We start from the raw sequence: 12,164 nt of genomic DNA, 5'->3' as shown, positions 1-12,164 counted from the left end.
CGGCGTGAGCTGGATCTTATGTGATCGGTCGACATCGGGCCCCGCGGATGAGCAATCATCACAGCGGGGCTTTTTTGTTGGGGTGCGGGCGGTACGGGCTGCGTGCGGTCATGAAGACCGCACCGTTCAACCTAGGAGGCCCCATCAGCACTGAGACCCGCATCAACGATCGTATCCGCGTTCCCGAGGTTCGTTTGGTCGGACCTGGCGGCGAACAGGTAGGCATCGTGCGTGTTGAAGATGCACTCCGCTTGGCCCTTGAGGCCGACCTCGACCTGGTCGAGGTAGCTCCTGACGCCCGTCCACCGGTCTGCAAGATCATGGACTACGGCAAGTTCAAGTACGAGGCTGCACAGAAGGCACGTGAGTCACGTAAGAACCAGCAGCTGACGGTCATCAAGGAGCAGAAGCTCCGACCCAAGATCGACGACCACGACTACGAGACCAAGAAGCGCAACGTCGTTCGCTTCCTCGAAGCCGGTTCCAAGGTCAAGGTCACGATCATGTTCCGCGGACGTGAGCAGTCACGCCCCGAACTCGGCTACCGCCTTCTGCAGCGTCTGGGAGCAGACGTCGCAGATCTCGGATTCGTCGAAACCTCGGCAAAGCAGGACGGCCGAAACATGACGATGGTCCTGGCACCGCACAAGGGCGCCAAGACTCGTGTCAAGGCGCAGGAGAGCGCTCAGGCGCCAGTGGCTCAGGCTGCTCCGCGTCCGGCTCCGGCCGCACCGGCTTCCAGTGAAGCAGCTCCGGAAGCACCGGCGACCGGCGATGCCGCTCCCGAGGCTCCGGCCAGCTAGTCGATTTCCCAAGATCCACCACGTAACAAGAACTGAGGACTCCATGCCCAAGATGAAGAGCCACAGCGGCGCCTCGAAGCGATTCAAGGTGTCCGGCAGCGGAAAGCTCATGCGCCAGAAGGCCGGCCGTCGCCACCTTCTCGAGCACAAGTCCAGCAGGGTTACCCGTCGTCTCGACGGTGTCGCTGTTGTCAGCCCTGACGACGCTCCGCGCATCAAGCGCATGCTCGGCATCTGAGTCGCCCCCTTACTGACCACCCGGGGCCGTACTTTCAGCCCCTAGATTGACAGGATTTTTCAAGTGGCACGCGTAAAGAGGGCGGTCAACGCCCAGAAGAAGCGTCGTTCAATTCTTGCTGCATCCAGCGGCTACCGTGGACAGCGTTCGCGTCTGTACACCAAGGCCAAGGAGCAGCAGCTCCACTCGCTCACCTACGCGTACCGCGACCGTCGTGCGCGCAAGGGCGAGTTCCGCAAGCTGTGGATCACGCGTATCAACGCTGCAGCTCGTGCAAACGACATCACGTACAACCGCCTCATCCAGGGCCTGCGTCTGGCAGAGGTCGACGTCGACCGCAAGATCCTGGCCGAGCTCGCTGTCTCCGATGCCGAGGCCTTTGCCGGCCTGGTCGCACTCGCGAAGGCCGCTTTGCCGGCTGACGTGAACGCTCCTGCCGGAGAAGCAGCCTGATTCACGCATCACAGCAACGGCCCGTGGACCCGCTCACCGAGCGGACTCCGCGGGTCGTTTCTGCTGTCAAGCTCCTGCGCACAGCAGAACGACGCAAAGCAGGACGTTTCCTCGTCGAGGGCGAGAACTCGGTCACCGAACTGTTGAACGGTGCACTCTCGAATGGCGAGGCCCGCCCGGTACACGACCTCTTCTACACCGAGGACGCAGCCGAGCGCTATCAGCACGTCATCGATCGGGCGCAGACCGCTGGAGTTCGTGTTGCTCTTGTGACCGATCGAGCAATCAAAGCTCTCAGCGATACCGTCACGCCACCCGGTCTCGTTGCCGTCAGCGATCTACTGGACGTACCGCTGAGCGCAGCCGTCCATCAGGACACCCGCCTGCTCGCAGTGCCGGTCGAGGTCAACGAACCAGGTAACGCGGGCACCGTCATTCGCATCGCCGACGCAGTGGGTGCCGATGCGGCAATCCTCGCCGGCGACAGCGTCGATCCGCACAACGGCAAGGTCGTTCGTTCGTCGGCGGGCAGCCTCTTTCACCTGCCAGTCGTCCGCGATCGAGACACGGTGTCGGTGATCGATCAGATTCGCGCCGCCGGCATTCAGATTCTCGCGACCGCAGCCGACGGCGAAGTCGATCTCGACGAGGCCGACGAGTTGCTGAGCAAGCCGACAGCCTGGCTGTTCGGTAACGAAGCGCACGGTCTCGATCCGGCGATCGCCGCCCAGGCTGATCATCGGGTGCGGATTCCGATCCATGGCCGCGCCGAAAGCCTGAACCTCGCGACAGCGGCGGCAATTTGCCTGTACGCAAGCGCACGGGTGCAAAATCGCACCACCGATCACGGCTGAAAACGCACGCGAAGACCTCACGGAATCCCATTTGCGGAGGCCTGAGACAATACAAGAGCAGAGACAATGCTCGAGCGAGTTCGAAAGCTCGCTCGCAGTACAAGAAGTAAGCAGTACAAGAAGCACGCAGTACGAGAAGTAAACCGAGAAGCGACAGGAGCGTCACAGCCGTGGCCAAAAATGAGGGCGCGACACCGCCGGAGGTCGACGCGAGTGTACTCACCGAAGAGGCGTTGACCGCTGCGGCTGAGAACGCCGAGAAGGCGCTGGCGGACGCCGCTGACCTGGACGCGCTGGCGCACGTCAAGGTGGAGCACCTGGGGGACAAGTCCCCGATCGCCCTCGCGCGCCGGGGTCTCGGCAGCCTTCCGGGCAAGGAAAAGGCGGACGCCGGTAAGCGCGTCAACATCTTCCGCACTCGGATCAACAACGCGTACGACGCTCGTCGTGAGGTCCTCCTCGCCGAGCGTGACGCCGCGGTGTTGGTTGCCGAGGCAATCGACGTCACTCTGCCCTCCGATCGCCACCCCGCCGGGGCGCGTCACCCGATCAGCCTGATTTCCGAGCAGGTCGCCGACGTATTCGTCGCGATGGGTTGGGAAGTTGCCGAGGGCCCGGAGGTGGAGACCGAGCACTTCAACTTCGACGCGCTCAACTTCTTGCCGGATCACCCTGCCCGCACGATGCAGGACACCTTCCACCTGGCACCCGAGAACTCTCGCCAGGTGCTGCGTACCCACACCTCGCCGGTGCAGGTCCGCACGATGCTCTCGCGTGAGGTACCGATCTACGTGGTGTGCCCGGGCCGCACGTTCCGCACCGACGAACTCGATGCGACGCACACGCCTGTCTTCTCGCAGGTCGAGGGCCTGGCCGTCGACAAGGGCCTGACCATGGCCAACCTGCGCGGAACTCTCGACGCGTTCGCTCGTGCCCTTTTCGGCCCCGAGACGCGTACCCGTATGCGCCCCAATTACTTCCCGTTCACGGAACCGTCGGCCGAGGTCGACGTCTGGTTCGCGAACAAGAAGGGCGGCGCAGGCTGGGTCGAGTGGGGTGGCTGCGGCATGGTCAACCCGAACGTTCTGCGCGCCAGCGGTATCAATCCCGACGAGTACTCGGGTTTCGCATTCGGCATGGGCCTCGAGCGGACCCTGCAGTTCCGCAACGGTATCCCGGACATGCGCGACATCGTCGAAGGTGACGTGCGTTTCACGCTGCCCTTCGGTGTCGCAGGCTGACCGATCCGGTCCGCGGAACCTTCACAAAGACTTATCGACAAACGAGAGAGCTGAGCAGACGTGCGAGTAGCGCAATCCTGGCTGACCGAGATCCTGCAGCGGGCAACTCCCAACTGGGAGGTGACCCCGGAAGAGCTGGACGCCGGGTTCGTCCGGGTGGGACTCGAAGTCGAGGAACTCGACACACTCGAGGCGATCGACGGCCCGTTGGTCGTCGGCAAGGTCGTCTCCATCACCGAACTGACCGAGTTCAAGAAGCCGATCCGCTTCTGCCAGGTCGAGGTCGGCGAACCCGAGCCTCGCGGCATCGTCTGTGGCGCGCGTAATTTCAACGAGGGTGACCTCGTCGTCGTTGCGTTGCCCGGCGCGGTGCTGCCCGGCGGATTCGAAATCGCCACTCGCAAGACGTACGGCCAGGTGTCCGACGGCATGATCTGCTCCGTCTCGGAACTCGGTATCGGCAAAGACCATTCGGGCATCTTGGTGCTCGAGCCCGGTACCGCCGAACCCGGCGCGGACGGCAACGAGTTGCTCGGTCTCGGTGACACGATCATCGAACTGAACATCACCCCGGACCGTGGCTACTGCTTCTCGGTCCGCGGTCTCACGCGAGAACTCGCGTGCGGCTTCGATCTCGAATACGCCGATCCCGCTTCGGTTCCCGCTCACCCGGCTGAGGGTGAAGCCTGGCCGGTGCGCCTCGAACCGGAGTCCAAGGCTTCGCGTTTCGTGATGCGGAAGATCACGGGTATCGATCCGCAGGCAGTGAGCCCGTGGTGGCTGCAGCGTCGACTGCTGCTCTCGGGTGTTCGCCCGATCTCGCCGGCAGTCGACGTCACCAACTATGTGATGCTCGAACTCGGTCAGCCTCTGCACGCGTTCGATGCGACCGCAGTGCAGGGCGACCTGGTGGTCCGTCGCGCCAAGGCGGGGGAGAAGCTGACGACGCTCGACGACGTCGAACGCACGCTCGATCCCGAAGACGTTGTCATCGCCGACGATTCCGGAGTCATCTCGCTGGCTGCCGTCATGGGCGGCGCAACCACCGAGGTGGGAACGGCAACGACGGACATCCTCCTCGAAGGAGCTACTTGGGATCCGCTCGCAGTCTTCAAGACGGCGCGCCGGCACAAGCTGCCGAGTGAGGCGAGCAAGCGTTTCGAGCGCGTCGTCGATCCGGCAATTCCGCTCGCGGCCGTCGACCGCGCAGCCGCTCTGCTGGTCGAGATTGCCGGCGGACGGATCGAACCGGTCCTGACCGACGTGGGCGATGTCGCCCCTCGCGCTGCCATTCGCATGGATATCGACCTGCCCGACCGTGTCGCCGGAGTCACGTACCCCAACGGCACCGCAGCTCGCCGCCTCACCCAGGTTGGCTGCAACGTCGAGGTCGGCGTCAGCGAAGAAGGACACGGCCAGTTGGTCGCGACGCCGCCGTCGTGGCGTCCGGACCTGGTGCAGCCTGCGGACCTCGTCGAGGAAGTTCTTCGCCTCGAAGGTCTCGAGCAGATCCCGTCTGTGCTTCCCGCCGCTCCGGCCGGACGTGGGTTGACTCCGTCGCAGCGGCGAAAGCGCACGGTCTCGAAGGCCGTGGCTCACGCCGGTTACGTCGAGGTCCTTCCTCCGGTCTTCCTGCCGACGAACGTCTTCGACGTCTGGGGCCTCGACGCGGATGATCCGCGCCGCAACACCAGCAAGGTCCTCAACCCGCTCGAAGCCGATCGTCCGGAGTTGGCGACCACGCTGCTCCCGGGTCTGCTGGAGATCCTGGCTCGCAACGCTTCTCGCGGTCAGCGTGATCTGTCGCTGTACGGCATCGCGCAGGTCGTCCTGCCGGGCCCCGACACCAAGCCGGTGGATGCATTGCCGGTGGATCGTCGTCCGACGGACGAGCAGATCGCGAACCTGATCGCGTCGTTGCCGGCTCAGCCCGTGCACATCGCTGCAGTGTTGAGTGGTTTGCGTGAGCCGAGCGGCCCCTGGGGTCCTGGCCGTCAGGCCGAGGCTTCGGACACTTTTGCAGCCGTGCGGGTCATTGCAGCTGCAGCAGGCGTCGAGGTGGAATTGCGTGCGGCGCAGTACCTGCCGTGGCATCCCGGCCGTTGCGCCGAGGTTGTCGTTGACGGCAACGTAGTCGGTCATGCGGGCGAACTGCATCCGGCTGTTCTCGAGCGTGCGGGATTGCCTGCGCGCACTTGTGCACTGGAGATCGACCTCGACGCTTTGCCGTTGGTCGAGAACCTGCCGGCGCCGCGCATTTCGCCCTTCCCCGCAGTGCTCCAGGACGTGGCGGTTGTTGTCGATCGCGATATTCCTGCGGCGAAGGTCCAGGAAGCTCTGCGTTCCGGCGGCGGCGAACTTCTCGAAGACATTCGCCTCTTCGACGTCTTCGAGGGCGAGCAGGTCGGTGAAGGCCGCAAGTCGCTCGCGTTCGCGTTGCGATTCCGTGGTGTCGACCGGACGCTGACCGAGGACGAGGCCAGTGCCGCGCGTGATGCGGCAGTGGAGGCGGCTTCCAAGGCCGTCGGTGCGCAGATGCGCGGCTGATTTCCTCAACTGATCACAGAGCCCACGTCCATCCCAGGTGGTCGTGGGCTCTGTCGTGTTATCGGCTTTTCGACTGAGGTGAATCGGAAAGCCACACATCTGGCGCAACGGTGTCCGTCCGTCGCCCCTGCTGGTCGAGCACGTGGCCGAGCAGTTTGCGCAGATATAGCACGATGGATCGTTCCGTGACGCAAAGACCCGGAATCTCCTTGCGCAGACGAGTTTCGAATGCATCGAGTTCTGCAGGAGAATGCAGCCACAACTGAACCACCAGGTTGTCGGGGCCGACTACAGCGAAGCAGTTTCGAACTTCCGACGCCCGACTCAGCACTCGTCCCGCCGTATCGAGAAGCTCGGGTTCGACGCGGCACCACAAAGTGGCGAGCACGGGAAGGCCGGCCAGCGGCCGCGCGAATTCACACCGCAGCGCCACCAACCCCGAAGACATGAGCCGGTCGATCTGGCGTTTGCACGCAGCGGGACTGACACCGATCGCGTCGGCCAACTCCTTCATGGGAGTGCGCCCGTCGTAAGCGAGCTTCGTCAGAACCTTGCGATCCTGTTCGGATATCCCGGTCGGCCGAGCGCGCACGGCAGGACGGTTTTCGCTGGTGGTCAGCACACCCTTCTCGGACGGTGCCAGCGCATTGAGTCTCCATCGCCCACCTTCGGTGAACCAGCGTGTGATGATCGAGGTTCGTGTCGCCAGTACACCGTCGATCGTTGCGACGTCTTCCGAGATGAAGCGCGACATCGACGCCAGATCCGCGGTACCGGCTGTGACGAGCAGATCTGCTCTGCCCGTTGATGCTTCGATGGTCACGGCGTGGGCCGAGCGAGTCAGCCGTGCCGTGATGGTGTCGAGAAGAGCAGGTGAGCAATCGATTTCGATGGTCGCTGTGACGATGCTGCCCAGCACCTGTGGCCCTGGAGTGACCGTGACCCAGGCCAACGACGATTCGGAGAGTCGATTCCAACGACGGGCGAGAGTCGCGGCGTCGAGTTCGAGTGGTTCGGCCAACGAAAGCCACTTCGATCGCGGTGCGAGCTGGAGCGCATTGATTATCCTCAGATCGATTTCATCTATCCTGCGACCGTTGCCGGCATCTGGTGCACTCATAACGTCATTATCCGGCATATTGCTGCAAGATTCGGACTATCTGCGACGCTCGACGGATGATCACAGAGGAGAAGTACGCGCTGATCGGAGCGGGCCCGTCTGGATTGGCCGGCGCGCGAAACCTCGATCGGGCCGGGATAGCGTTCGACGGCTTCGAGAGCCACGACGACGTCGGTGGGCTCTGGGACATCGACAACCCGCACAGCACCGTCTACGAGTCGGCGCACCTCATCTCTTCGAAGGGCACCACCGCATTCGCGGAGTTCCCTATGGCGGATTCGGTGGCCGACTACCCGAGCCACGTCGAACTTGCCGATTATTTCCGCGACTACGCCGATACTCACGATCTTCGCAGGCACTTTGCCTTCGGCACTACCGTCGCCGACGTTTCGCCGGTCGATTCGCTGTGGCAGGTCACCACGCGCAGTCGCAGCGGTGAGACAACAGTCGCGCGGTATCGAGGCGTGATCATCGCGAACGGAACGCTGTCGAAGCCGAACATGCCGACTTTCCGGGGCGACTTCACCGGCACGTTGATGCACACGAGCCAGTACCGCAGCGCCGAGATCTTCCGCGGGAAGAAGGTACTGGTCATCGGGGCGGGCAACAGTGGATGCGACATCGCCGTCGATGCCGTCCACCAGGCCGAGTGCGTCGACCTGAGCGTTCGGCGAGGCTACTACTTCGTCCCCAAGTATCTGTTCGGCCGACCCTCGGACACCTTGAATCAGGGAAAGCCGTTGCCGCCGTGGATCAAACAACGCGTCGACACCTTGGTACTCAAGCAGTTCACGGGTGATCCGGTGCGGTTCGGATTTCCGGCACCGGACTACAAGATCTACGAATCGCATCCGGTCGTGAACTCGTTGATCCTGCACCACATCGGGCACGGTGATGTGCACGTGCGCGCCGACGTCGACCGGTTCGAGGGGAGAACGGTGCGGTTTGTCGACGGATCGTCTGCCGACTACGACCTCGTTCTCTGCGCCACGGGGTATCACCTCGACTATCCCTTCATCGCGCGCGAGGACTTGGACTGGTCGGGCGCTGCCCCGGACCTGTTCCTCAACGTCGCGAGTCGCCGCCACGACAATCTCTTTGTTCTCGGCATGGTCGAAGCATCCGGTCTCGGATGGCAGGGCCGTTTCGAGCAGGCCGAGTTGGTGGCCAAATTGATCACCGCACGTACCGAAGCCCCCGCCGCGGCGCGGGAATTCTCGGCGGCGGCGGCCGGTCCTCCTCCCGATCTGTCCGGGGGATACAAGTACCTGAAGTTGGGACGAATGGCCTACTACGTGAACAAGGACGCCTACCGATCGGCGATCAAGCGACACATCGGACTGCTTGATGCCGCTCTGACGAAGGGAGGACAGTGATGCCGATCGACGACGTGGTGCTCAACTTCAACCCGGGATCGTTGATGATCCTCAACGTGGTGCTGGCCGCGATCATGCTGGGGATCGCCCTCGACACCTCGGTCGACGACTTTCGTCGTGCGCTCACCAAACCCAAGGCGATGGCGGTGGGTATTGCTGCGCAGTTCCTGCTGTTGCCGGCAGTGACTTTTCTCCTGACGCTGATTCTCTCGCCGGCTCCGTCGGTAGCACTCGGCATGATCCTGGTGGCGTGCTGCCCGCCAGGGAACATCTCGAACGTCCTGACTCACCGGGCGGGCGGCGACGTCGCACTCTCGGTGTCCATGACGGCGGTGTCGAACGTCCTCGCGATCTTCCTCATGCCGCTCAATCTTGCGTTCTGGGGGAGCCGACGCCCGGAGACCGACGCTCTGTTGCAGTCCGTGAACCTGAATGCGCTCGAGATGGTCGCGCAAATCGCCCTGATCATCGGTGTGCCGTTCGTTCTCGGCATCTGGGCGGCACGAAGGTTTCCGGAGATCGCCGCGAAAGCGCAGCCTTGGGTGAAAAACGGTTCGTTGGTGGCGTTGTTGATCTTCATCGTCGCGGGGGTGTCGGGGAATGCGTCGTACTTCGTCGACTACATCGGGGTGGTACTGCTCGCGGTCTTCCTGCACGACACGGTTGCCCTCGCACTGGGATACTTCTGCGGCGCCGTCACCGGGTTGAACGAATACAGCCGTCGCGCCGTCTCTTTCGAGGTCGGCATCCGCAATGCGGGGCTGGGGCTTGGCCTGGTGTTCACGTTCTTCGACGGGCTCGGTGGCATGGCCGTCGTGGCCGGCTGGTGGGGAATCTGGGACATCATCGCCGGGTTGGCTCTGGCGACGATCTGGTCCAAGCGACGCGCCCGAAAGGCGGTACCGGCATGACCGTCGCACTCGTCACGGGCGGGAACGGGTTCCTGGGTACCGCTGTCATCGACGCACTGATCGCGCAGGGCATCGCCGTCGTCTGTGTCGACCTCACGGTCAAGGACACGCCGGACGATCGCATCCGCCGCGTCAGGGCGGACGTCTGCGACCCCACAGAGTTGGGGCGGGTGTTCGGTCAGTACCGACCGAACGTCGTGATCCACCTTGCGTCCATCGTGAATCCCGGCAAGAACACGACAGCAGAGCAGGAGTATCGCGTCGACGTCGACGGGACACGAAACGTGCTCGCGGCCTGCGTCGAACACGGGGTTGGACGGGTCGTCGTGTCTTCGTCCGGAGCGGCGTACGGCTACCACTCCGACAGCCCACCGTGGATCACCGAGGACGTACCTGTCCGAGGCAACGACGAATTCACATACAGTCGCCACAAACGCCTGGTCGAAGAGATGCTCGCCGAATATCGCGTCGAACACCCGGAGTTGGGACAGGTTGTCTTCCGGATCGGCACGATCTTGGGTGAGAGCGTCGACAATCAGATCACCGCGTTGTTCGATCGCCGCAAGCTGCTCAAGGTTGCCGGGAGCGACAGCCCCTTCGTCTTCGTCTGGCACACCGATGTCGCGGGCGCTTTTGCGGAGGCCGTGACCGGAAACCAAGTGGGCATCTTCAATGTCGCGGGCGACGGCTCGTTGACCGTCGACGAGTTGGCTTCCCGGATGGGCAAGAGCACGGTGACGCTTCCTGCATGGTTGTTGCGAGGCGTTCTACGCGTCGGACGGCGATTGGGCGTAACGGAACACGGTCCGGAGCGCGTCGGATTTCTCCAGTACCGACCGGTTCTCGACAATCGGCGGCTCAAGGAACAGTTCGGATACGTCCCCGAATATTCGAGCGAGGAAGCATTTGCCGCGTATCTCGCGTCACGCTGACCCCTTCGACGGACGGTCGTGGAAGGATCGGAATTGTCCGTCGGCGTTTTCGAGAAGGGACTGACAGTGTCACGAAATGATGGGCCCGAACATGATGGGTCCGAGCACGATGGGTCCGTGCACCAGGTAGTCGAGGCCGCCAGTGCACTCGACGACAAGGACTTCCTCGCGGTCGTCCGCGCAGTGGTCGAGCGTCGTCCGAGCTTGTCGGTCCTTCTTTCCGTGGTGGACACCGCTGCCGCGAGCCTCGAGCCGCACCGTGTAGAGGACGACAACACGATCACGGACGCCGAAGAAGTCGAACTGCCCGACACCGTTGTGGAGGTCGACGAGATCATCGACGTCCCGGTGGTACTTGCGACCGACCCGAGAATTCCCGAACCCGACTACACCGAAGGGGGAGTCCCCACTTTCGACCGTGTTCGGGAGAAGATAGAGGGGCGCTTCGGTACTTCCATAGGTTCGGCCGAATTGGCACACGAGAGTCCTGCCGGAAAGTCCGTCGACGAGCAGTGGGACGAGCGCCAGAAGGCCGCAAAGGCCAAGCTCGAGGAGATTCGACGATCCATGGGTAAGTAATTATGCATTCCGATGCACAATGATGCATACTGTGTGACATGACTGAAGGTGGTACGACCGAGAACGCACGCAAGCCGATCAGAGTCGCCGTTGCCGGCGCCAGTGGGTACGCCGGTGGTGAGGTTCTGCGTCTGCTCCTCGGGCACCCGTCCTACGCCGACGGCAGTCTGGTGATCGGTTCGCTGACCGCCGGTGGCAACGCCGGTTCGACGCTCGGTGAGCATCATCCGCACTTGCTTCCACTCTCTTCGCGGGTACTCGAAGAGACCACTGTCGAGATCCTCTCGGGTCACGACGTCGTCTTCCTCGGTCTCCCACACGGAAATTCGGCTCAGTACGCCAAGTTGCTGCCCGAGTCGACGGTCATCATCGACTGCGGCGCGGACTTCCGGCTGCAGGATCCCGCAGCCTGGGAGAAGTACTACAAGAGCGCTCATGCCGGCACCTGGCCCTACGGTCTTCCTGAATTGCCCGGTGCCCGTGAGAAATTGGTAGGCGCAACCCGCATCGCCGTTCCGGGCTGCTACCCGACGGCAGCGAGCCTCGCGCTGGCCCCCGCCGTTGCCGCGGGGATCGTGGACTCACACGTGAACGTGGTTGCGGTCAGTGGCACTTCGGGCGCCGGCCGGGCACCGAAGGCTGATCTGCTGGGTTCCGAGGTCATGGGCTCCGTCCGTGCGTACGGCGTCGGCGGTGTCCATCGCCACACCCCTGAGATCATTCAGAATCTCTCGGCCGCAGGCGGCAAGGACATCAGTGTCTCCTTCACTCCGGTGCTCGCGCCCATGCCGCGCGGCATCCTCGCGACCTGCACGGCAGCCACCACGGCCACCGAAGAGCAGGCACGCGAAATCTACGAAAAGGCATACAACGACGAGCCGTTCATTCATGTGCTGCCTGCCGGCATCTTCCCGCAGACCGGCGCTGTGATCGGATCCAACGCCGTGCAGATCGGGGTCACCGTGGACGCCGACGCCGGTCAGCTCGTTGTCATCTCGGCAATCGACAATCTCACCAAGGGCACCGCCGGTGGCGCGGTGCAATCGATGAATCTCGCCCTTGGCCTACCCGAGACCGCAGGTCTCTCTACCGTGGGAGTAGCTCCGTGAG

At 63.3% G+C, this 12,164-nt stretch carries 12 protein-coding genes; 11 read left to right on the top strand and 1 reads right to left on the bottom strand.

What is annotated here, in order from left to right; translation table 11 throughout:
• Window positions 1-110: 110 nt before the first annotated feature.
• The 6 genes from infC to pheT all read left to right on the top strand — a co-directional run bounded on the left by infC (window position 111) and on the right by pheT (window position 6,136).
• Window positions 111-803: a translation initiation factor IF-3 gene (gene infC / locus PCS43_RS29065; RefSeq protein ID WP_003944008.1), complete on the top strand. Its 693-nt coding sequence runs from the start codon at window positions 111-113 to the stop codon at window positions 801-803.
• A gap of 43 nt (window positions 804-846) precedes the next feature.
• Complete coding sequence (rpmI, locus tag PCS43_RS29060) at window positions 847-1,041, top strand: 50S ribosomal protein L35 (protein ID WP_003944043.1); 195 nt, start codon at window positions 847-849, stop codon at window positions 1,039-1,041.
• 63 nt (window positions 1,042-1,104) lie between these two features.
• Window positions 1,105-1,494 (top strand): 50S ribosomal protein L20, encoded by a 390-nt coding sequence (gene rplT / locus PCS43_RS29055; RefSeq protein ID WP_003944011.1) that lies wholly within the window; start codon window positions 1,105-1,107, stop codon window positions 1,492-1,494.
• 23 nt (window positions 1,495-1,517) lie between these two features.
• Window positions 1,518-2,348, top strand: a complete 831-nt coding sequence (locus PCS43_RS29050; RefSeq protein WP_209908754.1) for a TrmH family RNA methyltransferase — start codon at window positions 1,518-1,520, stop codon at window positions 2,346-2,348.
• A 170-nt stretch (window positions 2,349-2,518) separates the two neighbouring features.
• Window positions 2,519-3,589 (top strand): phenylalanine--tRNA ligase subunit alpha, encoded by a 1,071-nt coding sequence (gene pheS, locus PCS43_RS29045; RefSeq protein ID WP_209908750.1) that lies wholly within the window; start codon window positions 2,519-2,521, stop codon window positions 3,587-3,589.
• Between the two features lie 60 nt (window positions 3,590-3,649).
• A complete protein-coding gene (gene pheT / locus PCS43_RS29040; protein ID WP_063316070.1) occupies window positions 3,650-6,136 on the top strand; it encodes a phenylalanine--tRNA ligase subunit beta in 2,487 nt (828 codons plus the stop codon).
• A 58-nt stretch (window positions 6,137-6,194) separates the two neighbouring features.
• On the opposite strand, the gene PCS43_RS29035 is transcribed toward pheT, so the two are convergent.
• On the bottom strand, window positions 6,195-7,256 hold the full coding sequence (locus PCS43_RS29035; RefSeq protein ID WP_209908746.1) for an Lrp/AsnC family transcriptional regulator: 1,062 nt from the start codon (window positions 7,254-7,256) through the stop codon (window positions 6,195-6,197).
• 56 nt (window positions 7,257-7,312) lie between these two features.
• Between PCS43_RS29035 and PCS43_RS29030 the strand changes: the two genes are divergently transcribed.
• The 5 genes from PCS43_RS29030 (at window position 7,313) to argC (ending at window position 12,163) form a co-directional block, all read left to right on the top strand.
• Window positions 7,313-8,632, top strand: a complete 1,320-nt coding sequence (locus PCS43_RS29030; RefSeq protein WP_003944004.1) for a flavin-containing monooxygenase — start codon at window positions 7,313-7,315, stop codon at window positions 8,630-8,632.
• Entirely contained in the window at window positions 8,632-9,543 is a 912-nt protein-coding gene (locus tag PCS43_RS29025) for a bile acid:sodium symporter family protein (RefSeq protein ID WP_042450555.1), read from the top strand. Before PCS43_RS29030 ends, PCS43_RS29025 begins: the two co-directional genes overlap by 1 nt.
• Window positions 9,540-10,475, top strand: a complete 936-nt coding sequence (locus PCS43_RS29020; protein ID WP_042450491.1) for an SDR family oxidoreductase — start codon at window positions 9,540-9,542, stop codon at window positions 10,473-10,475. The genes PCS43_RS29025 and PCS43_RS29020 overlap by 4 nt, the downstream gene beginning before the upstream one ends.
• A 117-nt stretch (window positions 10,476-10,592) precedes the next feature.
• On the top strand, window positions 10,593-11,054 hold the full coding sequence (locus tag PCS43_RS29015; RefSeq protein WP_021344370.1) for a hypothetical protein: 462 nt from the start codon (window positions 10,593-10,595) through the stop codon (window positions 11,052-11,054).
• A gap of 38 nt (window positions 11,055-11,092) precedes the next feature.
• Window positions 11,093-12,163 carry an N-acetyl-gamma-glutamyl-phosphate reductase gene (argC, locus tag PCS43_RS29010; protein ID WP_042450492.1) on the top strand — a complete coding sequence of 357 codons (1,071 nt, stop codon included), beginning with the start codon at window positions 11,093-11,095 and terminating at the stop codon, window positions 12,161-12,163.
• Window position 12,164 lies beyond the last annotated feature (1 nt).

Origin of the sequence: Rhodococcus sp. C-2 (assembly GCF_027854095.1) — a bacterium.
Classification (GTDB): Bacteria; Actinomycetota; Actinomycetes; order Mycobacteriales; family Mycobacteriaceae; genus Rhodococcus_F; species Rhodococcus_F qingshengii.
Note: the sequence above shows the minus strand (reverse complement) of the source record. Positions and strands in the feature narration are given on the sequence as shown.